The sequence below is a fragment of the Roseibium alexandrii DFL-11 genome (assembly GCF_000158095.2).
Classification (GTDB): domain Bacteria; phylum Pseudomonadota; class Alphaproteobacteria; order Rhizobiales; family Stappiaceae; genus Roseibium; species Roseibium alexandrii.
The window spans coordinates 3,470,945-3,496,307 of the sequence record NZ_CM011002.1 but is presented as its reverse complement, the minus strand read 5'-3'; the positions used below and the strand labels follow the sequence as shown (position 1 = coordinate 3,496,307).

Here is a 25,363-nt window from a genome sequence, read left to right as displayed (position 1 = left end):
GCAATCAGGTGAAATCGAAAGACTGATTGCAGTGCTTTCGTGTTGGCTGAATGAACGGCCGACGAAAGTCTGAGAAATTCGAACAAACTGAATTCTTTGCATGCAGGACGGAGGGTTCCTTGAGCGAAGCGAGCCAAAAATTGAACAACAAAGAGAGCCCGCTGGATTCAGCGCGTTTGGCGGCCGCTGTCTCCGAGGGCATTTTGACCGAAGATCAGGCTGAGCGGCTCACCGATTTCTGGACCCGCCGTGGCGTTACAGGTCCATTGGCTGAAACATTGCCGCACGCGGACATTGAAGAAGTGCGGTTCGTGCGTGGCTTCCATGACATTTTTATCAGTCTTGGAATCGGGATACTGATGGTCGGGCTGATTTATGGTTTGCAGCACCTGTTGCCGGCTTGGGCAATCTCCGCCGTTGGCGCTGTGTCCATTTGGGGACTGGCGGAAGTTTTCTCCCGCCGCATGCGATTGGCTCTGCCGTCTTTCCTGCTCAGCCTTGCATTCACACCGTTTTTCTTCATGGCCTGTTTCGGTCTGGTTGTTGACCAGGATCTGACGGGTCTCAGTCTCGGCGGCTGGCGGCAAAACTATGAAACCTGGCTGGTAATCCCAACCTCGTTGGTTGCCCTTGCAGGCGCGGTGCTGTTCTACCTGCGTTTCAAGGTTCCGGTTGGCATTGCAGGGATCACCGGCGGGTGTCTTTTCATCGTGGCTGTGCTTATCGAAATGGCGGCCCCCGGGCTGATCGACCGCTATCATGTGGGCTTCTTTCTGGCTCTTGGGCTGGTTACTTTTGGTCTGGCGATGAGCTTTGATATCAAGGATCCAGCCCGCGTCACGCTGAATTCCGACAAGGCTTTTTGGCTTCATCTGATGGCCGCACCGTTTATCGTGCATTCAATCCTTGCCTTGGTCGCCAGCTTCTCTGGTCAAGGTTCGGTCGGCTACTCGGTTGCCGTCATTGCGCTGTTTGTGATTCTGGCAATCGTAGCGCTGATTGTTGACCGGCGCGCCCTTCTGGTCTCCGCGATGAGCTACCTTGGTTTTGCAATCGGGTATCTGATCCTTGAAGCCAATGTTTCGGAAGAGGCTGCCTTTGCCGTAACGCTGTTGTTGCTGGGTGGTTTTATCCTGCTTATTGGCTCCGGCTGGAGCCTGTTGCGGAGGGTGCTTTTGGCACCCTTTTCAGGTCAACCCTTGCTGCGCTACCTTCCTGCGACCACATAACCGGCAATGATCATCTACTTCTGTGCGAGTGAAACACCTGAATGACTGACTTTTCTCCGCGTGAAATTGTATCTGAACTCGACCGCTACATCGTTGGCCAGAAGGATGCCAAACGTGCGGTGGCCATTGCCTTGCGCAACCGCTGGCGCCGCCAGCAGCTTGAGGGCCAGATGCGCGAGGAGGTTCTGCCAAAGAACATTCTCATGATCGGCCCGACCGGTGTCGGCAAAACCGAGATCTCCCGGCGTCTGGCGAAACTGGCGCGGGCTCCCTTTACCAAGGTTGAGGCCACCAAGTTCACCGAAGTCGGCTATGTGGGCCGGGACGTTGAGCAGATCGTCCGTGACCTTGTGGAGGCAGGTATCTCGCTTGTGCGCGAGGAAAAACGAGAATCTGTGAAAGCCAAGGCCCACGTCTTGGCAGAAGAGCGTGTTCTGGATGCGCTTGTTGGAGCTAACGCCAGCCCGGCCACCCGGGAAAGCTTCCGCACCAAGCTCCGCGACGGCGATATGGACGACAAGGAAATTGAGGTGGAAGTGCCGGCACAGGCACAAATGCCAAGCTTTGACTTACCGGGCATGCCGGGTGCGAGCGTCGGTGTGATGAATGTTTCGGATCTGCTCGGCAAGGCGTTTGGCGGGCAGACGAAGACGAAGCGTATAAATGTGCGCGATTCCCATCAGCTCTTGGTGAACGCGGAATCCGACAAGCTTCTGGATGAAGACAAGATCGTCGAGGAAGCGATCTCGCTAGTAGAGAATTCGGGCATCGTTTTTCTCGATGAGATCGACAAGATCTGCGCCCGGGAAGGCCGCGCCGGCGGTGATGTCTCGCGAGAGGGTGTTCAACGCGATCTCCTGCCGCTGATCGAGGGCACGGTCGTGTCGACCAAACATGGCCCGGTTCGCACCGACCATATTCTGTTCATCGCGTCTGGCGCGTTCCATGTTGCGAAGCCCTCGGATCTTTTACCGGAATTGCAGGGTCGCTTGCCGATTCGGGTTGAGCTGCGGGCACTAACCAAGGAAGACTTCCGGGCGATCCTGACAGAGCCTGAGGCGAGCCTGATCAAGCAGTATGTTGCCTTGATGGAAACTGAGGGTCTGAAACTGTCATTCACCGAAGATTCCATTGAGGAAATCGCTTCGGTGGCCGTGGATCTGAACGGATCGGTTGAAAACATCGGTGCGCGGCGTTTGCAGACCGTCATGGAACGCATTCTGGATGAAATCTCCTTCACGGCACCAGACCGGTCCGGGGAAGAGGTCGAAATTACGGCAGAGTTCGTTCACGATAACATTGGCGATCTGGCGAAGAACGTCGATCTGTCGAAGTTTATTCTGTAATTTGGACCGGTACCGCAGGCTGCAAATTCGCCGCTTGCGGCTTGCCGGGACCGATGGCAGCATGCGGTCATGGTAGCAATTCGAAAAAGTAACGAAGAGGGTCACCGCCGGAAGTTTCTGGTGGTGGTCGACGACACGCCGGAATGTGATCGCGCAATTGTCTATGCAGCCAAGCGGGCAGCGCGCACCAGCGGCGTGGTCACATTGCTGTTCATCATCGCACGCGGGGATTTTCAGCATTGGCTGGGTGTTGAGGACATTATGCGTGCCGAAGCGCACCAGGAGGCAGAAGCCACGCTGGCAAAAGCAGCGCAACGGGTTCGCTCAGTCGCCCGCACGGAACCGGAGACGGTTATCCGAGAAGGCACCATGAGTGAGGAAATCCTCGAGTTGATTGAAGCTGATGCCGATATCGCCATCCTCGTTTTGGCAGCAAGCACCAATGCGGACGGACCGGGGCCGTTGGTTTCCTCGATCGCTGGAAAATCCGCAGGAACCTTTCCGATCCCTGTGACCATCGTTCCGGGCAATCTGGATGATGATTCCATCGCCGCGCTAGCCTGACCTGCTGTGAGGAAAGACGCCTGAGGCGCTTGATCTCCAGCGGTAAAAACCTATCTAGTTTTTAACGGTTCCAAACTGAAGCTGGATCGGTTAGAAGATCCTATCGGTGTTTTGCGATGATGAAGAGGCCGCAAGCACGTTTGCCAAATTGGGCGCACAGGTGACACAGCGCGGACAGCGCAAGGACGGAAAACATGTTCATTCAAACCGAAGCCACACCGAACCCGGCAACCCTCAAGTTCCTTCCAGGACGGGTTGTCCTGCCGGAAGGAACATATGATTTCCGGTCCAAGGCTGATGCCGGCGCATCGCCGCTTGCGGAGAAGCTTTTTGATGTGCCGGGCGTCGCAGCCGTTTTCTTTGGCCATGATTTTGTGACTGTAACCAAGGATGACACGGACTGGCAGCACATGAAGCCGGCAATTCTCGGCGTCATCATGGAGCAGTTCATGTCCGGGCAGCCGGTCATGAATGCGGGTGAAAGCGAAGACATCGAAGAAGGCGAGTTCTTTGAGGAAGGCGATCAGGAAACTGTCGCGACCATCAAAGAGCTTTTGGAAACCCGCGTGCGTCCTGCTGTCGCACAAGATGGCGGCGACATCACTTTCAAGGGTTTCAAGGAAGGGATCGTCTACCTTTCCATGCGCGGTGCCTGTGCCGGATGCCCGTCTTCGACCGCAACGCTTCAGCACGGCATCCAGAATCTTCTGCGCCACTTTGTGCCGGAAGTTGAGGAAGTGCGTCCAATCTAAAGCGAAGTTCCGCTTTGTCTCGATGGCCCGGCATGTCTGCCGGGCCTTTTTATTCCCGCTGGTATTTCTCTGTGGGTTTCAAGCCCCCAATTGGACCTAGATCCAAAGCCCGGCTCGACTCTGCGAAGCGGCCGGGGTAGTGGCAAGTTATCATGCGTGTTCTGGCAATCGATACAGCACTGGCCAATTGCGCTGCCGCCGTTCTTGACGATGGCACCGCCTCAGCGTGTTTCGAAACCTGTGGCGAGGAAATCGGCCGCGGCCACGCGGAAAAGCTCATGGATATGATCGGAACCGTGATGGCCGAGAGTTCGACAGCCTTTTCCGATCTCGACCGGGTCGCCGTAACCGTCGGACCGGGCAGTTTCACCGGTCTTCGTGTCGGGTTGGCCGTAGCCCGCGGGTTCGGTCTGGTTCTGGAAAAGCCGGTTGTCGGTGTCACCACATTGGCGGCGATCGCACGGTCCTGTGCACCCGGCGACAATGGTTCCCCAATCCTCGTTGCTCTCACCGGAAAAGGTGACGAGGTCTATTGTCAGCTCTTTTCTCACGATGGCGAACCACTGGACTTTGCTGGTGTTCATACCCTGTCAGATCTTGCAATGACACTGCCTGAGGACATAAGATTTGCCGGTTCGGCGGCAGACCGTGTTGCCGATGCAGTGGGAGCGGAAAACACCTGCGTGATTTCCAGGTGTGGGTATCCGGGAATACGGGCCGTTGCCGAGCTGGGTCTCATAACGGATCCGCGAGGGGCGTCTCCCTCCCCATTGTATTTGCGGCCGCCGGATGCGACGCCGCAGACGAAGGGAAGGATTGAACGACAATGAGTTTTTGGTGGTTCTGGAGCCAGCCGCCGGTCATTGAAGAGGCGCTGGACGAAGATCTGCTGAAGGTCGCCGAAATCCACGCAGCTTCATTCAAACATGCCTGGGACGTGGAAGAGCTTGCCCGTATGAAGGCGCAATCCGGAACGTCCATTCTGGTCGCGCGGCGGGCCAGCCCTTACGGAACGCAGGGACCACTTGGTTTTTTGATCCTGAGAACAGCCGCAGATGAAGCGGAAGTCATTACGATCGCTGTACATCCACGCCAGCGTGGCCGTGGGATTGGAAAGAAGCTGATGGAGGACGGTTTGTTCCGCCTCTATGGAGAACGCTGCAAGAGCTTGTTTCTGGAAGTGGATTCGTCGAATGAAGCCGCCATTTTGCTTTATCGTTCCCTTGGATTCCGGGAAGTTGGCCGGCGAAAAGGGTACTACAGCGACAGTGGAGGAGACGGGACAGCGCTTGTCATGCGCGTCGATCTTGGTTAGAGCGCTTTGAGATCCAACCGGAAGCGGAAGGCTATTGGAGTTCATGACGGACGAGCGGACACTATCGCTGGTGGAACTTTGTGTCCAAAAAGGCATGCGCATGACCGAACAGCGCCGCGTGATTGCCTCGGTGATCGAGCAGGCCTCCGAAGAGCATCCGGACGTTGAGGAACTCTATCGCCGATCCGTTGCGATTGATCCTAAGATCTCCATCTCCACGGTCTACCGCACCGTCAAACTGTTTGAAGATGCCGGCATGGTTGAGCGCCATGATTTTCGCGATGGCCGTTCCCGTTATGAAACTGTGCCCGATGAGCATCATGATCATCTCATTGATCTGCGCAGCGGGCAGGTGATCGAGTTCCGGAACGAGGAAATCGAGGCCTTGCAGGAGTTCATTGCTAAAAAGCTGGGCTACAAGCTGGTGGATCACCGGTTGGAACTATATGGCGTTCCGATCGATCCGAAAAAGGGCGGGGACACCGATGGCTGAAATCAAGGCGGTTTTGACGATCCTGGTATTAACGGTCGTCTCGCTGATCTTGATTCCACTGCAGTGGGTTGCAGTGAAGCTGAATCTCCCAATCCAGAAACACCTTCCCCATCTGTGGCATAAGATTGCAACCGGCCTTGTTGGTATACGCATTCATCAGGACGGACAGCCGTCGGCTGAACGTCCTTTGTTGATTGCCGCCAACCATGCATCCTGGGTGGATATCACCGTTATCGGTTCTTTGATGCCGCTGTCCTTTATCGCCAAGTCGGAAGTTTCCGGCTGGCCGGTCTTTGGTCTGTTTGCCAAGCTTCAGCGGACGGTTTTCGTCAACCGCACCCGGCGATCGCAAACGGCAGAAGTTGCTGACACAATTGCAGGCCGGATGGCAGAGGGCGATGCCATGGTGCTCTTTGCGGAAGGCACATCCAACGATGGGAATTGCGTTTTGCCGTTCCGCTCGGCTCTCTTGGGAGCTGCAACGCGCGCCGCGGGGCACGATCAAGACACCACTGTTTGGGTCCAGCCGTTGTCGATTGCCTATCAGGGCTTGTTCGGAATGCCGATGGGGCGTGTGTACCGTCCGCACGTCGCCTGGTACGGGGATATGGAGCTGGCGGGCCACCTTTGGGGCATCTTTCGGCATGGTGCTCTCGACGTTGCGATCCAATGGGGAGAACCTGTTCGGGTCGATCCTGCAACGGACCGGAAAGCCCTGACTCTGCAGTTAGAGCGGGAGGTGCGCGCCCTGACCATGGCTGCTTTGCGCCAAAAACCGGTCGAACGGTTCGATTCCGATGAAATCGATGCTCCTGAGTTCTTCTCAAATGAAGAAAAAACCGCTAAAGCTGGCGCCTGAATTGAGGTGCGGCCTGCGTTAGACGTAATTGAGCACGGGTAGACACAGGCGCGGGATAGAGTCCCGCCCAAAAGCACGATCACCATGAGATATGCCGTCCGTCCCAAAAGGACCATGAGGAGCGAATGACGAGCCGCCCGGAAGCAGAACTGGACACCTCCGCAGCCGCGGAAACAAAGACCGCATCAGGTGACAATACGCGCAAGGTTTTTGTGCGCACCTACGGCTGCCAGATGAACGTCTATGATAGTGAGCGCATGACCGATGTGCTTGCACCACAGGGCTATTCCACGACGGCAGATATGGAAGAGGCCGATCTGGTTATCCTCAACACCTGCCACATCCGGGAAAAGGCCGCTGAGAAGGTCTATTCAGAGCTCGGGCGGATCCGGAAGGTCAAGGAAGAACGGGCGAAAGCCGGCAAGGACATGATGGTCGGTGTTGCCGGCTGTGTGGCACAGGCGGAAGGCGAGGAGATCTCGCGCCGGGCTCCGATTGTCGACATGGTCGTCGGTCCGCAGAGCTACCATCAGCTGCCCTCGCTTTTGGACAAGGCACGGCAAGGCCAGAAAGTTGTCGAAACCGAGTTCGACATCGATGCGAAATTTGACCATTTGTCGGCGCGGGCTGAAAAGCCGATCATGAAACGGCCGCCGGCCGCATTCCTGACGGTTCAAGAAGGCTGCGACAAGTTTTGCACCTTCTGCGTCGTTCCTTACACGCGCGGCGCCGAAGTCTCCCGGTCCGTGGAGCAGATCGTTACCGAAGCTCAGCGCATGGCGGCGTCTGGCGTGCGGGAAGTGACCCTGCTTGGTCAGAACGTCAACGCCTATCACGGTGAGGCTGCGGATGGGTCAACCTGGGGGTTGGGCAAGCTTCTGCGCCGCCTGTCGGAAATCGACGGGTTGGACCGGCTCCGCTACACCACCAGCCACCCGCGCGACATGGATGATGATCTGATTGAAGCGCACCGGGAACTGAAGAGCCTGATGCCGTATCTGCATCTGCCGGTGCAGTCCGGGTCTGACAAGATCTTGAAGGCCATGAACCGCAAACATACGCGGGACGAGTATTTCCGTCTGATCGACCGGATTCGGGTAGCAGCTCCTGACATTGCACTTTCCGGTGACTTTATTATCGGTTTTCCGGGTGAAACGGATCAGGACTTTGAAGACACGATGGATCTGATCCGCCGTGTCGAATATGGCTCTGCCTTCTCGTTCAAATATAGCCAGCGCCCCGGCACACCAGGGGCGACCATGGAAGATCAGGTGCCCGAAGACGTCAAATCTGTGCGGCTGCAGGAACTCCAAGCACTTTTGAGCGAGCAGCAAAAAGCCTTCAATGCGTCCCGCAAAGGCATGACCTGTGATGTGCTTTTGGAGAAGAAGGGCCGGAACCCGGGACAGCTGGTCGGAAAGTCTCCATGGTTGCAGCCGGTCCAGCTTGATGCACCAGAGTCCATGATCGGCAGTGTACAAGCGGTGGAAATCGTTGAGATCGGAAGCAATTCGCTGTTCGGACGGCTGATTGCGGGGCAAGATGCTGCTGATGGATCCGGTGCCATACCGGCCCCGGCGGCTTAAGGAGACGTCATTTGACGCGCGACAGCCAATCTTCTTCCCGCAGGCTTTCTGATGAAGCCGCTTCGGCTTCCGACATGACCCACATTGTGCTCGCCTTCGAAGATAACCGTTTGATCGGAGATCTGTTTGGTCAGTTCGATCAGAACCTTGCCCTGATAGAACAACGCCTTGGCGTGGACGCGATTGCGCGCGGCAACCAGGTGACACTCAAAGGGTCACAGGCGGGTTGTACGCAAGCACGGGTGGCCTTGGAGGCTCTATATCAACGCTTGCTGCAGGGGCAGGAAATCCATCCAGGTGATGTGGACGGTGCCTTGCGCATGGCGGCGGCGAACGAAGCCCAGCTTCCGTTGCCGACCCTTGAGCCGAAATCCCGGTTGGCGTTTGCACAAATCGCGACGCGCCGGAAAACCATTGTGGCGCGCACGCCAACACAGGATGCCTATATCCGGTCCATGGACCGGGCGGATATGATCTTTGGCACAGGCCCTGCTGGAACGGGAAAGACATTCCTTGCGGTTGCCTATGCGGCTGCGCTGTTGGAGCGCGGCGATGTGGCGCGTTTGATCCTGTCCCGGCCTGCGGTTGAGGCCGGTGAACGTCTGGGTTTCCTGCCGGGTGAAATGAAAGACAAGGTCGACCCGTATCTCCGGCCGATTTATGATGCGCTTTATGAAATGATGCCGGCTGAAAAAGTCGATCGGGGACTGCAATCTGGCATGATCGAGGTCGCGCCGCTTGCATTCATGCGCGGACGCACATTGTCAAACGCAGTTGTTCTGCTCGATGAGGCGCAGAACACGACATCGATGCAGATGAAGATGTTCCTGACCCGGCTTGGCGAGGGATCAAAGATGATCGTGACCGGCGATCCGAGCCAGATCGATTTGCCATCGGGCCAGAAATCCGGCTTGCGCGAAGCTCTGGGCTTGCTAACGGATATTCCTGCGGTTGCACATATCCGGTTCAACGAAACCGATGTTGTCCGCCATGAGTTGGTCGGCCGGATTGTCACGGCCTACGACAATGCTGCCCGTGAAGAATCTGAGGCACGTGAACGCCGGTTTGCTGCTCGTCAAAGAGACGACGAAGATCAGGATCGCCGGCCGCGCAGCAGCGCAGCGGCTTCCTGAAGGGGCTTGTGTGACCGAAGTTGAACATGCGCCTGAAGGGGTTTTGATTGATATCGCGGTTGAGGCCGGTGACTGGCCGGATGAGACCGCGTTGATCAAACTGGCGCAAACCGCGATCGCTGCTGCTTTAAAAGGCGCGGATCTGGAAGTTCTGGAAAAAGCCGAGGTGTCACTGCTCTTCACAAATGATGAGGGGATCCAAAAACTGAATCATCAGTGGCGGGACAAGGACAAGCCGACCAACGTGCTTTCCTTTCCGGGCAACGACCCTCAGGACGATGTGTACGGCCCTCTGCTCGGCGACATAGTTTTTGCCTATGAGACAGTCGCCAAAGAAGCAGAAGAACTGGGAATTGAATTTAACAATCACCTTACCCATCTCACTGTTCATGGATTGCTTCATCTTTTTGATTATGATCATCAAGAGAAAGACGAAGCTGAACTGATGGAAAGCTTGGAAACGGCCATATTGGCCGGTTTGGGTATTGATGATCCTTATGCTGGCCGACCACTTGAGGCCGATGGCGATTAAAGGGACAGTAGGGGTTATGACCCTTTGCTTCAGGGTCCTGAAACGATAGATGATGAACGCAGTTGAACCAAACAGTTCCGGTAGCGAGGCGGATTCCGCCCAGCACGGAACGGCGCAGGACGGGGAAGACCCGCAACAGACCAGGCCGCAGAAACCTGCGGCATTCTTCTCCTCGCTCAAACGGCTTCTTCGCCTAGGGCGCGATACATCCAACTTGCGTGAAAACCTGGAAGATGAACTTGCCCGCGAAGGGGCGGGAGATACAGCGTTTTCGCCTGAGGAACGCATGCTCCTCGGGAACATCCTCCGTTTGCGTGAAAAGCGTGTTGACGATGTCATGATCCCAAGGGCTGACATTGAAGCCGTCGACATCGGTACGAGCCTCAGTCGGGTCATGGAGCTGTTTCGGAACAGCGGCCACTCCCGCATGCCGGTCTATGAGGATACGCTCGATGATCCGCGCGGCATGGTTCACATCAAGGACCTGATGGCTTTTATAGCGGAACAAGGGGCCGGTTCGAGTGTAAATGGATCAGATTCGCTACCTCCGTCCGAGGACACCGAACGCCTAACCATCGTGGCGCCAGCACCTGGCCATAACTCTTCAGACTTGGATCTGTCGTCGGTGGATTTGTCGATATCGCTCCGGGATGTAAACCTCATTCGGAACCTGCTTTTTGTTCCGCCGTCCATGCCGGCAACGGATCTGATGGCGAAAATGCAGGCTGGCCGGATCCAGATGGCGCTTGTGATCGACGAATATGGTGGCACTGACGGTCTGGTCTCGCTTGAAGACCTCGTCGAGGAAGTTGTCGGCGACATCGAGGATGAGCACGACGAAGACGAAGAAGCAATGCTTGCAGATGCCGGTGACGGAATTTGGATCGCGGATCCAAGGCTGCCGCTTGAAGATCTCGATGAGGCCCTTGGAACACTGTTGAGCGACGGTGAGATATCCGAAGATGTCGATACGCTCGGCGGATTGCTCTATGTCACCGTTGGTCGCGTGCCGGTACGCGGCGAGCTTGTGCTCGTGGATGATGTACCGGGCTATGAGTTTGAAGTCATGGATGCGGATCCGAGGCGGATCAAACGCTTGAAGATACGCCGTCGGCGCGCCGAAGTCCGGTCGCCGGAAGTCAGGCGCCGTTTGAAACGTCCTGAAACTGATCCGTCCGAGACCGATCAAGATGCGCCAGAAAACAAAGAACAGCGACCAATTGCATCCTAGCAATTGGTCAATCGGGACCCTGATGGGCTAAGCGCTGCGTTTGCCCGTAGAGCTTTGGGCCGTGGAAAGGGTTGACCGGCTCGCTGCAAGCGGACAAATCTGCCAACGTTTTTGCAGCGAATCGGATCCATATGAGCCCGCTTTTTCAGAAGCTTTCCGCCATTCCAAACACGTTTCTGCTCGCCTGGGGATGGCGACGTCGGCTGCTGTGCTCTTTGTGCGGCGCGGCTTCAGCCTTAGCCCTACCGCCATATGGTCTCTTCCCAATCCTTTTTCTGACCTTTCCCGGTTTCGTTTGGCTCGTGGATGGGGCTTTGGAAACAAACCGGAGCGGCGTGTTCAAGCGGCTGCGCACCGGGTTTGCGCTGGGGTGGTTGTTTGGCTTCGGATACTATCTTTCCGGGCTTTGGTGGATTGGCTCGGCCTTTCTGGTCGATGCCGAACAGTTTGCCTGGCTGATGCCGTTTGTCGTCGTGGCCATGCCGCTTGGCTTGGCTCTGTTTACGGGCCTCGCCGGAGCTCTTGCCGCGGCGTTTTGGGGGGATTCCCGGACCCGGGTGCTGCTGCTGGCGGCGGCAATGACGCTTGCCGACTGGCTCAAGGGAACGGTCCTGACCGGTTTTCCCTGGAACTCTTACGGCTATGCCTTTTCAGAAAGTCTGACGCTTGCCCAAACAGCCAGCGTTACGGGCGTATACGGTCTGACTTTTCTGGCGTGGGGCATCTTTTCAGCGCCGGCTGCGCTCGCGGACAGTAGGCCACTCCAAGTGCGTATCTTGCCTGTTGGTTTGGCAGCAGCTGTTCTGGTTCTTATGGCGACCTATGGCGCATATCGGTTGGCGCCTGACGGGGTTGAATACGAAGATCTGGATATCCGGATCGTTCAGCCTTCAATCAATCAACAGGACAAGTGGCGTCCGGAGCTGCGCGACGAGATTTTTCAAACCTACCTAGATTTGACAGAAGCGCCGCTTGGCGGGGATGGGCGGGTTGGAACACCGCAACTGGTGGTCTGGCCTGAGTCTGCGGTTCCGTTTTTGCTCACAAGGGAGCCTGGTGCCTTGCATCGGATCGCGGCAGCGCTTGGGCAGAATAAAGAGCTGGCGGTCGGCGCGGTCCGGGCAGAGCCGGGGGAAGCCGGCCAAGTCTATTTCAACAGCATCTATCTAATCGGAAATGATGGGACCGTGCGCGGGCTTTACGACAAGGTGCGCCTGGTCCCGTTCGGTGAATATGTCCCGTTCCGTCCATTGCTGGATAAACTGGGTATCAGCAATCTGGCGGGCCCCGGTGCAGGTTTTGAGGCTGGAGACGTGCGGCGCCCCTTGTCAGCAATGGACAAGTACCTGTTTCTGCCACTGATATGCTACGAGGCAATATTCCCTGCTGAGACTGCTAGTGTGGCACCGAGACCTGCGTTTCTTCTCAATCTGACCAACGATGCATGGTTTGGCCGGACGCCCGGTCCCTACCAGCACTTTGCGCAAGTTCGGTTACGGTCTATCGAAACTGGCCTGCCCACAATTCGCGCCGCCAATACCGGAATATCCGGTGTGATAGATGGGCTGGGGCGTGTGGTGATTAAACTTCCGGTATTTGAACGCGGTGTGATTGATGCTCGGCTACCGGCACGTGAACCAGAAACGATTTACCGTACATTTCTGGATATCCCGATACTAATAATATCGATAGTTATTGTAATTTTAATCAGTATTCGTCGATACAACCGTAATTCCCGTCTAAATTGATATTTTTTGTTTGAGTTGAGTGAAAGAATTGTGATACAACCGTGACATAGCTGATTGAAAGCTAACGTAGGCGTAAGCGGGAAGTTGCGGGCAAACTTTCTTCTTTTTAGGTTTGTGGGAACCTGATTGGAGCTTGCGCCAAATAAAAATATTGGCTGCAAAAAGCCAGACGACTTAGAAAGAATGACGCCAATGCCCAGTAAGAAATCACCTAATCCAATCGATATCCATGTTGGAAGCCGCGTGCGCTTGCGTCGCATGATGCTCGGCATGAGCCAAGAAAAACTTGGCGAAGCGCTAGGTATCACTTTCCAGCAAATCCAGAAGTACGAAAAAGGCACCAATCGCATTGGTGCAAGCCGGTTACAGCATATCGCAACGGTTCTGAAAGTCCCGGTTTCCTTCTTTTTTGAAGATGCTCCAGGAACGCCGGAAGAGGCTGAAGGCTTTGGCGAAACCCAACCCACGTCTTATGTCGTGGATTTTCTCTCCTCGTCGGAAGGCCTGTCCCTCAACAAGGCATTTGTGCGCATAGAAGACCCGAAGGTCCGCCGCCGCATTGTTGATCTGGTCAGATCCCTCGCCGGCGACGAATAATAAAAACAACCATCTTCTTGACGTGGCCCCAAACTTCTTAGATTGATGGCACCTGAAGCGGCGGTCGTAATCGCCGCTTCTTTGTATTCATTCCCAGAAGGACGATCGCCAATGGCACGTCAAAATTACCTGTTCACGTCTGAGTCCGTCTCCGAAGGTCACCCAGACAAGGTTTGCGACCGTATTTCTGACGCGGTTGTAGATGCCTACCTAAGAGAAATGCCTGAAGCCCGCGTTGCCGCAGAGACGCTGGCGACCACCAACCGGATCGTGATTGCCGGCGAGACTCGTGGGCCTGCGACCATCACCAACGAATACATCGCCCATCTGGCGCGCATGGCCGTCAAAGACATCGGCTACGAGCAGGACGGCTTCCATTGGGAAGACTGCGATATCGCCGTACACTTGCATGCCCAGTCTGCACACATTGCTCAAGGCGTCGACGCTGGCGGCAACAAGGATGAGGGTGCGGGCGATCAGGGCATCATGTTTGGTTATGCATGCCGCGAGACCGAAGAGTTGATGCCGGCGCCAATTCTCTTTTCACACAAGATCCTGAAAACGCTGGCAGAGGCCCGTAAAACCGGCAAGGAGCCGGTGCTTGGTCCGGACGCGAAAAGCCAGGTAACAGTTCGCTACGAAAACGGCAAGCCGGTTGGTGTCACGTCCATCGTCTTGTCGACGCAACATTTGGACCCAGCGCTCACCTCGCCTGATGTCAAAGCAATCGTCGAGCCATACATCCTGTCGTCCTTGCCAGATGGCTGGGTTACGGATGAAACGGTTTGGCATGTCAATCCGACGGGCGCGTTTGTTATCGGCGGTCCGGATGGCGATGCAGGTCTGACAGGCCGTAAGATTATCGTCGATACATATGGCGGCGCAGCTCCGCACGGCGGTGGCGCGTTCTCCGGTAAGGATCCGACAAAGGTTGACCGCTCTGCAGCCTACGCCGCCCGCTATCTGGCGAAAAACGTTGTCGCGGCCGATTTGGCCGATCGGTGCACGATCCAGCTGTCGTATGCAATTGGCGTGTCCGATCCGCTGTCGGTCTACGTCGATTTCCACGGCACTGGCCGGTGCGACGAGGCCAAGCTTGAGACTGCACTGCGTGACGTGATGGGCCTCAGCCCGCGCGGCATTCGCGAGCATTTGCAGCTGAACAATCCGATTTATGAGCGCACCGCAGCTTATGGTCACTTCGGCCGGCAGCCGGATGCCGATGGCGGGTTTAGCTGGGAAAAAACAGACCTGGTTGACGAACTGCGTCCGCTTGCAGGATAAGCCGGACCCATAAAGGTCCACTCATCAGAATAATGATCGCCGGCCGTTGAGGCCGGCGATTTGGTTTGAAGCAATGAATGATCGATACGAAGGTTCTTTTTTTGGACGCCGGAAAGGCAAACCGCTCACCCCGCGCCGGGAAGCGCTTATGGCAGATGTGCTTCCAGCGCTTTCTCTGGATCTTACGGCACAGCCGCCTGCAGATTTAAAGGACCTCTTCAAGGCAGAGGTTGCATCCGTCTGTTTGGAGGTGGGCTTCGGCGGCGGTGAGCATTTGTTGCACCGGGCCCGGACCAATCCGGAAACCGGGTTCATCGGCATTGAGCCGTTTGTTGGAAGCATGGCAAAAGCCGTTGCTGCAGTGACGGATGAAAACCTCCAAAACGTCCGGCTTTATGACGACGATGCGGTCAATGTTCTGGATTGGGTGCCGGAAGCTTCGCTCGATCTTGCATACCAGCTTTATCCGGATCCCTGGCCAAAGAAGCGCCATTGGAAGCGGCGTTTTATCAATGCGCAGAACCTTGATCGGTACGCGCGCGCATTGAAGCCGGGATCCGAATTCCGGTTTGCCAGCGACATCGACACGTATGTCGATTGGACACTACGCCATTGCCGCGATCATCCGGCCTTTGACTGGGCCGCGGAAACCGCATCTGACTGGAAAACCCCTTGGGAAGGTTGGCCCGGCACGCGGTATGAGGCCAAGGCAATCCGAGAGGGGCGCATTGGCCGGTATCTCACCTTCTTAAGGCGGTAAAGCCTGTACCGGCGCGGTGTCAGGTGGAACAGTGGCTGCCGGTCAAATACAGACTCTTTTCCAGCATTCACCTCAAGCCTCTTGCCTTTGAGGGGTGTTTGGCGTTATACAGCCGGTGTTTCATCTCAAACGGCTTATATGAGCTCTTGAGGGTGGGCCCGCCGGGGACCCGCTCTTTTTTGCTTAACCCATGCCGGAAACTGAATGTGATCTTGCCGGGCAGCGCCTGAGTTCATCTCAAAGCTTGATGCCCAACTGAAGCAAAACTGCCTTAAACTGGCAGAATGGAGCCGGGTATTGAGCGACCAAGAACCGAGAATTGTCACCGAACAAGGGCTTGATGCCCGTGTTGCGGCAATTATTGAGCCGGTTATTGAAGATCTCGGCTACCGGCTCGTGCGCACCAGGATCAGCGCGGCAAACGGATGCACGCTGCAGATCATGGCCGAGCGCCCTGACGGCACCATGACGGTGGATGATTGCGAAACAATCAGCCGGGCTGTATCGCCTGCTTTGGATGTAGAAGATCCGATCAACCGGGCGTATCACCTTGAAGTATCGTCTCCCGGCATCGATCGGCCGCTGGTGCGCGCTGGCGATTTTGACCGCTGGGCTGGTCACGAAATGAAAGTCGAGATGGACGTCATGCAAGACGGCCGCAAGCGGTTCCGCGGAACGCTTCTCGGCGTTGAAGGCGTGTCGGCAAAAATGCGTTTGCCTGATGCTCCGGAAGGTGAAGCGGATACAGTTCTGCTTCCGATGGAAGATATTGGCGAAGCCAAACTGGTCTTGACCGATGACTTGATTACGGCAGCTCTTCAGGCTGAAAAAGCGGCCTTGGCCGCACGCGGCGAGAGCGCCGATGAGTTGACACAGGATAACACGCCGAACTGAGCCTAAGCTCGTTGGCACTTGGATGAACGCGCCCGACCCGACCCTTGGCGCAAGAGGAGTGGATTATGGCAATCAGCGCAAACCGGCTTGAACTGCTGCAAATTGCGGACGCAGTTGCTCGGGAAAAGTCGATCGACCGGATGATCGTCATCAATGCAATGGAAGATGCCATCCAGAAGGCAGCCCGCTCGCGCTATGGCACGGAAACGGAAGTTCGCGCAGAGATCAATCCGAAAACCGGCGATATCCGTTTGCAGCGTTTGCTTCAGGTTGTTGAAACTGTCGAGAATGTATCCACTGAGATTTCCCTGGACGATGCCGCAGCGCGCAATCCGGAAGCCGGTGTGGGTGACTTCATCGCTGAGCCGCTGCCGCCGCTGGATTTCGGCCGCATTGCCGCTCAGTCTGCAAAGCAGGTTATCGTTCAAAAGGTTCGCGAAGCAGAGCGTGATCGTCAGTATGACGAATTCAAGGACCGTGTTGGCGAAGTAATCAACGGGGTTGTCAAGCGGGCCGAATACGGCAACGTCATTGTCGATCTCGGCCGGGGCGAAGGAATTGTTCGCCGCGATGAGCTGATCCCGCGTGAAATTTTCCGCACGGGCGACCGCATCCGGGCAATCATTTATGATGTACGCCGCGAGCAACGCGGTCCGCAGATCTTTCTGTCCCGGACCCATCCGCAATTCATGTCCAAGCTGTTTGCCCAGGAAGTCCCGGAAATCTATGACGGTGTCATCGAGATCAAATCTGTCGCTCGTGACCCGGGGTCCCGCGCAAAGATCGCTGTGATCTCGAAAGACAGCTCCATCGATCCGGTTGGTGCGTGTGTGGGTATGCGTGGTTCCCGTGTGCAGGCCGTTGTCGGCGAGCTGCAGGGCGAGAAGATCGACATTATTCCATGGAATGACGAGGCGGCGACGTTCATCGTCAACGCACTGCAGCCGGCCGAAGTTGCCAAGGTTGTTCTCGATGAAGATGCCGAGCGTATTGAAGTCGTCGTTCCGGATGACCAACTGTCATTAGCGATCGGACGCCGAGGTCAGAATGTTCGGCTGGCATCCCAGTTGACCGGCTGGGCGATTGACATCATGACAGAGCAGGAAGAATCCGAGCGCCGCAGCAAGGAATTCCAGGAACGGTCTCAACTGTTCATGGATGCCCTCAATGTGGATGAAATGGTTGGTCAGTTGCTGGCAACCGAAGGGTTCACTTCTGTTGAAGAAGTCGCCTATGTGGAGATCGAAGAAATCTCCATGATCGAAGGTTTTGACGATGACACGGCAGTTGAAATCCAGGCGCGCGCCCGCGACTTTCTGAATGAGCTGGAAGCAAAGCTCGATGAAGAGCGGATCGAACTCGGCGTTTTAGACGAGTTGCGCTCGATTGATGGCCTGACAAGCGCTATGCTGGTGGCTCTCGGCAAAGATGACGTCAAGACGATGGAAGACCTTGCCGGATGCGCTGCGGACGATCTCGTTGGTTGGACCGAGCGCAAGGATGGCGAGACCAAACGGTATGATGGTGCGCTGTCCGCATATGATGTTTCCCGCGCCGATGCGGAAAACATGGTAATGGCAGCCCGTCTGGCGGCCGGCTGGATTACCGAAGAAGAACTCGCTGCCCAAATGGCGGACGAGGAAGCGGAATCGGAAGAGATCGAAGCTGAAGAGGAAACTGTTGAGGAAGCTCCGGCCGGTGCGATCCTGAACGGATAACTCCGTCAGCTGTATTTGCGAGGCGATGCGCCTCGAAAGAGCGGTAAAGCCATGGCGCCTGCCGTTCAAACAAGACTGAAAGTGGTCAACGCGGTTTGCGTCACGGTCTGAGCATCGGGCGCATAGTTGATCTAGAGGAGTGGCAGCGTGCCAAGGAAGAATGAGCCAACCGAACGGCAGTGCGCCGTCACCCGGAAGGTTCAGCCCGTCAGTTCGCTGATCCGGTTTGTGCTTGATCCAGAGGGTCAGGTTGTTCCGGATCTGAAAAGGGTTCTGCCGGGGCGCGGTGTGTGGGTAACAGCGTCGAGCGATGTCGTCTCTGTTGCCGAGAAAGACCGGAAGAAAGTGTTTGGACGGGGCTTCAAAACCGAAGTCAGCGTCGAGCCTGGATTGGCCGAGCGAGTCGATACGCTCATGGAAAAGAGTGCCCTTCAGGCGCTTTCCATGACGCGCAAGGCCGGCGAGCTGATCACCGGTTATTCGAAAGTTGACGCAGCCTTGCGGCGGGATCCCGTCGCAGGACTTATCCATGCCTCGGATGCTGCAGAAGACGGGGTACGGAAGCTGGCGGCATTGGCCGCGGGTAGAAATGAAGACGCAAATGGATGCCAAATCGTCCGTTTGTTCGAATCGGACCAATTGGATTTGGCATTGGGCCGGTCAAATGTGATACATGCTGCACTGCTTGCGGGGCAAGCCAGCGAAAATTTCCTGTCACGGGTACGTGACTTGGAGCGTTTTCGCGGCTATTCCGTCGCAGACGACGAAAAGAGCAACGCATAGCAGGGCGGTTGCGCAGGACTGAAGGCAATATGAGCGATACGAAAAATCCGGGCGACAAAACAATCAGCGTTGAGCGTGGCAAGACGCTTGGCCTCAAGAGCGGTGGTGGCGATTCAGGAACGGTTCGCCAGTCCTTCTCGCATGGCCGGTCGAAAGCCGTCGTCGTGGAGAAAAAGCGCAAGCGTGTCGTTTTGCCGGGTCAGGAGCCGAAACCCGAAGCTCCGGCACCGGTGACGCAACGCCTCGACACACCTTCTGAGGTACCGCCGCGCAAGCCGGACGTACCGGCTGCCCGCCAAGGGCGCAAGCCAGGTGGCGGTCAGCGGCAAAAAGGCAATGGTAATGTGCTGCGCACGCTGACGCCTGAAGAAGCGAAAGCGCGTCAGGCTGCACTGCTGATGGCCAAGGAGCGCGAGGTCGAAGAAGCCAAGCTCCGCGAGGAAGAGGCCAAGCGCCGTGCCACCGCTGAAGTTCAGCGCAAGCAGGAAGAAGAAGTTCGCGCCAAGGCGGAAGCCGAAGAGCGTCAAAAACGCGAAGCTGAAGAAGCTAAAGCAGCTGCTGAACAAACCAAGTCTGTTGCAGCTCCGAAAGCAGAAAAAGCTTCGGCTGAAGCGCCTGCCGCAAAGGCAGCGCCGCAAGAGCGTCCAGCTCCACGCCGCGAAGTTCGCAAGGCGCCTGGCCGCGACGACAGCAAGCCGCGGAACCTGAACGACATGGGCCGCCGCAAGACAGAGACTCCGGCCAGCCCGAAACCGGACGAGCGGCCGGCTGCAAGCGCTGATGATCGCGGCGCAGCCAACAAAAACCTGCGTGCGGTTAAGCGTCCCAAACAGGCTCCGGCTCCGGCCCCGGCCCGTCCGAAGGGTGGCGACGATCGGCGCCGTTCGAAACTGACGATCTCTGCCGCGACTGGTGGTCACGATGGCCAGCGCACACGGTCTCTTGCGTCCATGCGCCGCCGTCAGGAAAAGGCAAAGCGCGGCCAGCAACAGGTTGTTCGCGAAAAGGTCATGCGGGAAGTCACGCTTCCGGAAGCGATCACCATTCAGGAACTGGCCAACCGTATGTCAGAGCGGGCCGTTGATGTGATCAAGCTTCTGATGAAGCAAGGCCAAATGCTTAAGATCAATGATGTGATCGACGCTGATACTGCAGAGCTGATCGCCGAAGAAATGGGCCACACGGTAAAACGTGTTTCTGAAGCGGATGTTGAAGAAGGCCTCTTCTCTTCGGACGACGATAAGGGTGCCTTGCAGGCACGTCCGCCGGTCGTGACCATCATGGGCCACGTTGACCACGGGAAGACATCGCTTCTGGATGCTGTCCGTAAGGCCAAAGTGGCAACCGGTGAAGCCGGTGGCATCACCCAGCACATCGGCGCCTATCAGGTCGAGCAAGACGGCAACAAGATAACCTTCATCGATACCCCGGGCCACGCGGCATTCAGCCAGATGCGTGCCCGCGGAGCGAAGTCGACTGACATCGTGATCCTGGTGGTTGCCGCCGACGATGGTGTCATGCCGCAAACCAAGGAAGCGATCGCGCACGCCAAGGCAGCGGATGTGCCGATCATTATCGCCATCAACAAGATGGACAAGCCGGGTGCCGATCCGAACCGGGTTCGGACCGAGCTTCTCAGCGAAGAGTTGGTGACGGAATCCATGGGTGGTGACGTCATTGATGTTGAGGTTTCGGCAAAATCTGGCCAGAACCTTGATAAACTTCTGGAAATGATCCTTTTGCAGTCTGAAGTTCTTGAACTTCAGGCCAACCCGGATCGGACCGCAGAAGGTATCGTCATCGAAGCACAGCTCGATCGTGGCCGGGGTCCGGTTGCGACCGTGTTGGTGCAGAAAGGTACCCTCAAGCCGGGCGACATTCTTGTTGCTGGTTCCGAGTGGGGCCGTGTCCGCGCGATGCTTGACGAAAATGGCAAGCAGGTCAGCGAAGCTGGCCCGGCGAAACCGGTCGAGGTCCTTGGCTTCCAGGGAACGCCGGCTGCCGGTGACATGGTTGCAGTGGTTGAAAACGAAGCCCGCGCCCGTGAGATCACCGACTACCGTCAGCGCCAGATCCGCGAAAAGGCATCTGTCGTGGCATCCGGTACACGTGGCTCGCTCGAGCAAATGATGAACCGTCTGCAGGAAACTGGCCGCAAAGAGTTCCCGCTGGTTCTGAAAGCCGACGTGCAGGGGTCCGCAGAGGCCATTGCACATGCGTTGAACGAGCTTGGAACCGACGAAGTTGGGGCTCGCATCCTGCTGTCCGGTGTGGGCGGCATTACGGAAAGCGACATCACGCTGGCGGCGGCATCCAAAGCGCCGATCCTCGGCTTCAACGTGCGTGCGAACAAGCAGGCCCGCGAAGCGGCTCAGCGCGACGGCATCGAGATCCGTTACTACAACGTGATTTACGATCTCGTCGACGACATTAAAGCAGCCATGTCCGGCCTTCTGTCGCCAGAGCGCCGCGAGACGTTCCTTGGCAATGCGGAGATCAAAGAGATCTTCCACATCTCCAAGGTCGGCAAGGTTGCGGGCTGTCTGGTAACCGAAGGCGTTGTGGAGCGCGGCGCGCAAGTCCGCCTCATCCGCGACGACGTGGTCATCCACGAAGGCGAGCTGGGCACGCTCAAGCGCTTCAAGGACGAGGTCAAGTCTGTCGAATCCGGTCAGGAATGCGGCATGAACTTCACCAAGTACCAGGACATGCGCCCAGGCGATGTTATCGAGTGTTTCCGCGTCGAGCACATCAAACGTACGCTCTGATCGCCGGGTACTGATTGGAAGAGATGCGCGCCGGCGGGACTTCAAGGTCACGCCGGCGCCCTTGCATTTGGAGCCTGGACGGCTCGTTAGGAATTGATATGGCGAAACAATCTGGACAGGACAGTCAGGGACCATCGCAGCGCCAGCTGAAGGTGGGTGAAACGGTTCGTAAGGAGCTGTCCGACATTTTCACACGCGGCCGGTTTTCCGATCCGGACCTTGACGGCGTCATCATCACGATCCCGGAAGTCCGCATGACACCGGATCTGCGACTGGCGACGTGTCTCGTGATGCCGCTGGGGGGGGCGAATGCTGAAAAGGTCGAAAAGGCCCTGAACCGGAGCGCCAAATATCTCCGGGGTCAAGTCTCCCGCAGGCTGACAATGAAATACATGCCGGATCTGCGTTTTGTACTAGATACGCGCTTTGACGATGACGACCGCATCGGCACACTTCTGCATTCTCCAGATGTTGCACGGGATCTGGATCCGGACGCCGAAGACGAAAAGTGATTACCGCAAGCGATAGTCTTTCTGCTTTCTTGTGAGAGACAGTGTTGTCCCGGCCGTCTTTCCGGGTTTTCCCGGTTGGCCAGACCATGACCAGGGCATGAGCGAAGCTCTGCCGGACCGATGAAGTAACGGATGGATACCCGGATCGGGTCCTGGCATGACGCAACAGCGGGGCCAATGAGGTAGATCTTTTATCCAGCCACAATCTGAAACATTTGACGAAACCGCATATGGCCCGCAAACAGCAATTCAAAAGAAAAAAGAACACGATCAATGGTTGGCTTGTGCTGGACAAGCCTTACGGCATCACGTCCAACGAGGCCCTCGGCAAGATCAAGCGGATCTTTTCACCGCAAAAGGTCGGTCATGCCGGCACCCTGGATCCGCGGGCATCTGGCCTTCTGCCGGTGGCCTTCGGGGAAGCAACCAAGACCGTTCCCTTTGTGATGGACGGGCGCAAGGTTTACCGGTTCGAGGTGACTTGGGGCGCGGAAACCAATACCGACGACACCGAAGGCGAGGTCGTTGCAACATCGGATGTGCGTCCAGATGCAGCCGCGATCAAAGCCGTACTGCCGGAATTCGTCGGCGAAATCATGCAGGTTCCGCCGAAATTTTCCGCGATCAAGGTCGCAGGCGAGCGGGCCTATGATCTGGCCCGTGACGGTGAAGAGGTCGAATTGGAAGCCCGTCCGATTGATATGCACCGGCTCGACCTTGTTGAGTGCCCGGATGAGAACCGCGCTGTTTTTGAGGCGGAGTGCGGTAAAGGCACTTATGTGCGGGCGTTGGCCCGGGACATTGGCCGGCGTCTTGGCACACGCGGCCACGTGACCGAACTGCGCCGTTTGCTTGTTGGTCCGTTTGGCGAAGAGGAACTGGTCGAGCTCAACGAAATCATTCAGATGGCAGAAGAGCTTGACGAGGGGGCGGGTGTCGATGACCTTGTCGAAGAATTTGTCTTGCCAGTGCGCGAGGCGATGGATGAGTTGGTCGAAGTCACCGTCTCGGATGACGATGCAGCCAAGATCAAAAAGGGGATGGCTGTGCTTCTGCGTGGCCGGGACGCCCCATTGAACTGTGATATCGCCTTTGCCAGCCACGCAAGTGTTCCCGTCGCTATCGGTGCGATCGAAAAGGGCCGCTTTCAGCCAAGCCGGGTGTTTCATCTTTAGGGCCGAACCCGCGATCTCTGCCTGACGTTTCGGTCCAGCCGTGCCATGATGCCTAGATACGAACGGCAACGACTGGGTGGGGCGGCATTATGAAACGCGGGCGGAAGATCTTTACAGATACTCGCGGGCGGGCAACGCGGCGCCAGGTGCTGAAAACAGGTGCAGCTGCGGCGCTAACTGCCCCGTTTTTGAATGCAAGCTTAGCGAAAGCCCAAAACGACGACTTCGATGTCATTGTGATTGGGGCCGGGATTGCAGGCCTCGCTGCAGCAAGGCGACTCCAGGACCTTGGATACGCCGTTGTTGTCCTGGAGGCGACGTCTGCCGTAGGCGGGCGGATCCGGACAGATTGGTCTTTGGGCGCGCCATTTGAGGTCGGTGCCGGCTGGATCCACAAGCCAGACGGAAACCCGGTTTCAAAAATGGCAGATGAGATCGACGCGCCGACTTACGTCACATCGGACGAAAGCTATCAGGTTTTTGCCCAAGGTGGCGCTGCTGTTCCGAGATCTGAGATAAATTCCAAGTACCGGGATCTGATGCGGCTTTACAAGCGCGTTGACGACACGTTCGACAATGATCAGTCACTGTCGGAGGCCATTCGCCGGGTTTCCCAAGACAGCCTGCAAGATCCGGTGCTTCGCTGGATGATGAGTGCCTATACAGAGTTCTCGACCGGCGGTCCGATTGAAAAACTGTCCGCCTACTATTTCGACGAGGACGATGAATATGACGGGGCTGATGTTATCCTGACAAAGGGTTACGACCAGATCCCAAAGAGCCTTGCGGACGGTCTGGACGTTCGTTTTGATACGGTTGTTGAAGCGATTGAATACGAAGAAGGCGATGGGGCAGCCGTCTACACGTCAACAGGAACATTTGAATCCTATTTCGTGATCTGCACCGTGCCCCTGGGAGTTCTCAAGAAGGGAGCGATCTCGTTCGATCCGCCCCTTCCCAAGGCGCATCAGAAAAGCATCAACGAAATTGGCTTCGGAAGTGTCACCAAACTGGCGCTGAAGTTCGACCGGCCATTCTGGCCCGAAGACATTCAGTATCTCGGCTACATGAGCGAGCCAAAAGGGCGCTGGAACTACTTTCTTAATTACCGCACTTTCAGCCCTGAAAACATCCTGCTGGGGGTGAGCGTTGGCGATTATCCGTTCGTTGCCGAGGCAATGAGCGATCCAGATATGATCGCAGATTGCATGGGTGCGCTCCGCGCGATGTTCGGTGAGGACATTCCCGAGCCCACTGGCCATCTGGTGACGCGCTGGTCGGAGGACCCGCACACGTTCGGCGCGTATTCCTATTCGGCCGTCGGAAACACGCCGGCCGATTTTGACCGTTTTGCAAAGCCTGTTGCCAACACCATCCTGTTCGCCGGCGAACACGCGACCTTTGATTTTCATGGCACGACCCATGGCGCGTACCTGACCGGATTGGTGGCGGCGAACCTGATCGAGGATGAGTTGGCTGAATAGCCAGCGGATCGGCCGCGCCAGCCGTGCGTTCAACGAACCTGGTTCACTGTCACATGCAGGACATTACTTGAGATTCTTCTGGATTTTCCCAAGGTTTTCCGTCATATTCCGCCGCCATTGGGCATTGAGGCTCAATTCGTCCTTTAAGAACCTTTGCTGACCGACATCTCGGCTCTGGCGATTTCAGGATCAGGCCGGTCTTCCGGCAATTCAACGTGCCCGATCAACGGGCCTTTTCTCTTCGAAAGGACAAGAGCGATGTCGATCACTGCAGAGCGCAAAGCTGAGCTCATGAAAGAATTCGCCACCAAAGAAGGCGACACCGGTTCTCCGGAAGTCCAGGTTGCGATCCTGACCGAGCGTATCAACAACCTGACCGAACACTTCAAAGAGCATGGCAAGGATAACCATTCCCGCCGCGGTCTTCTGAAGATGGTTGCCTCCCGCCGGTCCCTTCTGGACTACACGCGTGGCAAAAGCGAAGAGCGTTACAAGACCCTCATCGAGCGTCTTGGCATTCGCCGCTAAGGCTTGTTTTGGACTTGATCAACGCGGTGGGCTTGCCTGCCGCGTTTTTCTTTCTGCCAAAGGACTTTTTCT

General features: G+C 56.6%; 24 protein-coding genes. All 24 read left to right on the top strand.

The window, feature by feature from the left end:
* The first annotated feature begins 119 nt into the window (after window positions 1-119).
* The 24 genes from SADFL11_RS16110 to rpsO all read left to right on the top strand — a co-directional run bounded on the left by SADFL11_RS16110 (window position 120) and on the right by rpsO (window position 25,291).
* On the top strand, window positions 120-1,229 hold the full coding sequence (locus SADFL11_RS16110; RefSeq protein WP_134853057.1) for a hypothetical protein: 1,110 nt from the start codon (window positions 120-122) through the stop codon (window positions 1,227-1,229).
* A 41-nt stretch (window positions 1,230-1,270) separates the two neighbouring features.
* Complete coding sequence (gene hslU, locus SADFL11_RS16105; protein ID WP_008196606.1) at window positions 1,271-2,575, top strand: ATP-dependent protease ATPase subunit HslU; 1,305 nt, start codon at window positions 1,271-1,273, stop codon at window positions 2,573-2,575.
* Between the two features lie 69 nt (window positions 2,576-2,644).
* On the top strand, window positions 2,645-3,139 hold the full coding sequence (locus SADFL11_RS16100) for a universal stress protein (RefSeq protein ID WP_040451306.1): 495 nt from the start codon (window positions 2,645-2,647) through the stop codon (window positions 3,137-3,139).
* A gap of 194 nt (window positions 3,140-3,333) precedes the next feature.
* Window positions 3,334-3,891, top strand: a complete 558-nt coding sequence (locus tag SADFL11_RS16095) for a NifU family protein (protein ID WP_008194306.1) — start codon at window positions 3,334-3,336, stop codon at window positions 3,889-3,891.
* 152 nt (window positions 3,892-4,043) lie between these two features.
* Complete coding sequence (tsaB, locus tag SADFL11_RS16090) at window positions 4,044-4,721, top strand: tRNA (adenosine(37)-N6)-threonylcarbamoyltransferase complex dimerization subunit type 1 TsaB (protein ID WP_008191976.1); 678 nt, start codon at window positions 4,044-4,046, stop codon at window positions 4,719-4,721.
* Window positions 4,718-5,206, top strand: a complete 489-nt coding sequence (rimI, locus tag SADFL11_RS16085; protein WP_008197255.1) for a ribosomal protein S18-alanine N-acetyltransferase — start codon at window positions 4,718-4,720, stop codon at window positions 5,204-5,206. Before tsaB ends, rimI begins: the two co-directional genes overlap by 4 nt.
* A gap of 43 nt (window positions 5,207-5,249) precedes the next feature.
* On the top strand, window positions 5,250-5,699 hold the full coding sequence (locus tag SADFL11_RS16080; RefSeq protein WP_008197213.1) for a Fur family transcriptional regulator: 450 nt from the start codon (window positions 5,250-5,252) through the stop codon (window positions 5,697-5,699).
* On the top strand, window positions 5,692-6,558 hold the full coding sequence (locus tag SADFL11_RS16075; RefSeq protein ID WP_008196718.1) for a lyso-ornithine lipid O-acyltransferase: 867 nt from the start codon (window positions 5,692-5,694) through the stop codon (window positions 6,556-6,558). The genes SADFL11_RS16080 and SADFL11_RS16075 overlap by 8 nt, the downstream gene beginning before the upstream one ends.
* A gap of 125 nt (window positions 6,559-6,683) precedes the next feature.
* The gene (gene miaB, locus SADFL11_RS16070) at window positions 6,684-8,144 is read left to right on the top strand and encodes a tRNA (N6-isopentenyl adenosine(37)-C2)-methylthiotransferase MiaB (protein ID WP_008190917.1); all 1,461 of its coding nucleotides are present in this window, start codon (window positions 6,684-6,686) and stop codon (window positions 8,142-8,144) included.
* A gap of 74 nt (window positions 8,145-8,218) precedes the next feature.
* Window positions 8,219-9,277, top strand: coding sequence for a PhoH family protein (locus SADFL11_RS16065; protein ID WP_040451309.1), 1,059 nt, complete (start codon window positions 8,219-8,221; stop codon window positions 9,275-9,277).
* Window positions 9,278-9,287: 10 nt separating this feature from the next.
* Entirely contained in the window at window positions 9,288-9,809 is a 522-nt protein-coding gene (gene ybeY / locus SADFL11_RS16060) for an rRNA maturation RNase YbeY (protein ID WP_008194635.1), read from the top strand.
* 49 nt (window positions 9,810-9,858) lie between these two features.
* Window positions 9,859-11,040, top strand: a complete 1,182-nt coding sequence (locus SADFL11_RS16055; protein ID WP_081450542.1) for a hemolysin family protein — start codon at window positions 9,859-9,861, stop codon at window positions 11,038-11,040.
* Window positions 11,041-11,171: 131 nt separating this feature from the next.
* Complete coding sequence (lnt, locus tag SADFL11_RS16050) at window positions 11,172-12,788, top strand: apolipoprotein N-acyltransferase (RefSeq protein WP_040452726.1); 1,617 nt, start codon at window positions 11,172-11,174, stop codon at window positions 12,786-12,788.
* A gap of 192 nt (window positions 12,789-12,980) precedes the next feature.
* Window positions 12,981-13,385: a helix-turn-helix domain-containing protein gene (locus SADFL11_RS16045; protein ID WP_040452727.1), complete on the top strand. Its 405-nt coding sequence runs from the start codon at window positions 12,981-12,983 to the stop codon at window positions 13,383-13,385.
* A gap of 111 nt (window positions 13,386-13,496) precedes the next feature.
* The gene (gene metK, locus SADFL11_RS16040; protein ID WP_040451311.1) at window positions 13,497-14,669 is read left to right on the top strand and encodes a methionine adenosyltransferase; all 1,173 of its coding nucleotides are present in this window, start codon (window positions 13,497-13,499) and stop codon (window positions 14,667-14,669) included.
* Between the two features lie 73 nt (window positions 14,670-14,742).
* Window positions 14,743-15,429 (top strand): tRNA (guanine(46)-N(7))-methyltransferase TrmB, encoded by a 687-nt coding sequence (gene trmB, locus SADFL11_RS16035; RefSeq protein ID WP_008194978.1) that lies wholly within the window; start codon window positions 14,743-14,745, stop codon window positions 15,427-15,429.
* A gap of 297 nt (window positions 15,430-15,726) precedes the next feature.
* Complete coding sequence (rimP, locus tag SADFL11_RS16030) at window positions 15,727-16,323, top strand: ribosome maturation factor RimP (RefSeq protein WP_008193613.1); 597 nt, start codon at window positions 15,727-15,729, stop codon at window positions 16,321-16,323.
* Window positions 16,324-16,388: 65 nt separating this feature from the next.
* Window positions 16,389-18,041: a transcription termination factor NusA gene (gene nusA, locus SADFL11_RS16025; protein ID WP_008193250.1), complete on the top strand. Its 1,653-nt coding sequence runs from the start codon at window positions 16,389-16,391 to the stop codon at window positions 18,039-18,041.
* Window positions 18,042-18,188: 147 nt separating this feature from the next.
* Window positions 18,189-18,824 (top strand): RNA-binding protein, encoded by a 636-nt coding sequence (locus tag SADFL11_RS16020; RefSeq protein WP_008192180.1) that lies wholly within the window; start codon window positions 18,189-18,191, stop codon window positions 18,822-18,824.
* Window positions 18,825-18,853: 29 nt separating this feature from the next.
* Entirely contained in the window at window positions 18,854-21,592 is a 2,739-nt protein-coding gene (gene infB, locus SADFL11_RS16015; protein WP_008189585.1) for a translation initiation factor IF-2, read from the top strand.
* Window positions 21,593-21,690: 98 nt separating this feature from the next.
* Window positions 21,691-22,104: a 30S ribosome-binding factor RbfA gene (gene rbfA, locus SADFL11_RS16010; protein ID WP_008189806.1), complete on the top strand. Its 414-nt coding sequence runs from the start codon at window positions 21,691-21,693 to the stop codon at window positions 22,102-22,104.
* Between the two features lie 230 nt (window positions 22,105-22,334).
* Entirely contained in the window at window positions 22,335-23,279 is a 945-nt protein-coding gene (truB, locus tag SADFL11_RS16005; protein ID WP_008194898.1) for a tRNA pseudouridine(55) synthase TruB, read from the top strand.
* Between the two features lie 89 nt (window positions 23,280-23,368).
* A complete protein-coding gene (locus tag SADFL11_RS16000; RefSeq protein WP_008190815.1) occupies window positions 23,369-24,763 on the top strand; it encodes a flavin monoamine oxidase family protein in 1,395 nt (464 codons plus the stop codon).
* A 258-nt stretch (window positions 24,764-25,021) separates the two neighbouring features.
* Window positions 25,022-25,291 (top strand): 30S ribosomal protein S15, encoded by a 270-nt coding sequence (gene rpsO / locus SADFL11_RS15995; RefSeq protein WP_040451314.1) that lies wholly within the window; start codon window positions 25,022-25,024, stop codon window positions 25,289-25,291.
* The last annotated feature ends 72 nt before the right edge of the window (window positions 25,292-25,363 follow it).

Coding starts and splice junctions, on each gene's coding strand:
- SADFL11_RS16075 (WP_008196718.1), top strand. CDS start 5,692: ATGGCTGAAATCAAGGCGGTTTTGACGATCCTGGTATTAACGGTCGTC.
- SADFL11_RS16100 (WP_040451306.1), top strand. CDS start 2,645: ATGGTAGCAATTCGAAAAAGTAACGAAGAGGGTCACCGCCGGAAGTTT.
- SADFL11_RS16065 (WP_040451309.1), top strand. CDS start 8,219: ATGACCCACATTGTGCTCGCCTTCGAAGATAACCGTTTGATCGGAGAT.
- infB (WP_008189585.1), top strand. CDS start 18,854: ATGAGCGATACGAAAAATCCGGGCGACAAAACAATCAGCGTTGAGCGT.
- hslU (WP_008196606.1), top strand. CDS start 1,271: ATGACTGACTTTTCTCCGCGTGAAATTGTATCTGAACTCGACCGCTAC.
- SADFL11_RS16055 (WP_081450542.1), top strand. CDS start 9,859: ATGATGAACGCAGTTGAACCAAACAGTTCCGGTAGCGAGGCGGATTCC.
- rimI (WP_008197255.1), top strand. CDS start 4,718: ATGAGTTTTTGGTGGTTCTGGAGCCAGCCGCCGGTCATTGAAGAGGCG.
- SADFL11_RS16080 (WP_008197213.1), top strand. CDS start 5,250: ATGACGGACGAGCGGACACTATCGCTGGTGGAACTTTGTGTCCAAAAA.
- lnt (WP_040452726.1), top strand. CDS start 11,172: ATGAGCCCGCTTTTTCAGAAGCTTTCCGCCATTCCAAACACGTTTCTG.
- trmB (WP_008194978.1), top strand. CDS start 14,743: ATGAATGATCGATACGAAGGTTCTTTTTTTGGACGCCGGAAAGGCAAA.
- SADFL11_RS16095 (WP_008194306.1), top strand. CDS start 3,334: ATGTTCATTCAAACCGAAGCCACACCGAACCCGGCAACCCTCAAGTTC.
- SADFL11_RS16000 (WP_008190815.1), top strand. CDS start 23,369: ATGAAACGCGGGCGGAAGATCTTTACAGATACTCGCGGGCGGGCAACG.
- rpsO (WP_040451314.1), top strand. CDS start 25,022: ATGTCGATCACTGCAGAGCGCAAAGCTGAGCTCATGAAAGAATTCGCC.
- tsaB (WP_008191976.1), top strand. CDS start 4,044: ATGCGTGTTCTGGCAATCGATACAGCACTGGCCAATTGCGCTGCCGCC.
- miaB (WP_008190917.1), top strand. CDS start 6,684: ATGACGAGCCGCCCGGAAGCAGAACTGGACACCTCCGCAGCCGCGGAA.
- nusA (WP_008193250.1), top strand. CDS start 16,389: ATGGCAATCAGCGCAAACCGGCTTGAACTGCTGCAAATTGCGGACGCA.
- rbfA (WP_008189806.1), top strand. CDS start 21,691: ATGGCGAAACAATCTGGACAGGACAGTCAGGGACCATCGCAGCGCCAG.
- truB (WP_008194898.1), top strand. CDS start 22,335: ATGGCCCGCAAACAGCAATTCAAAAGAAAAAAGAACACGATCAATGGT.
- metK (WP_040451311.1), top strand. CDS start 13,497: ATGGCACGTCAAAATTACCTGTTCACGTCTGAGTCCGTCTCCGAAGGT.
- SADFL11_RS16045 (WP_040452727.1), top strand. CDS start 12,981: ATGCCCAGTAAGAAATCACCTAATCCAATCGATATCCATGTTGGAAGC.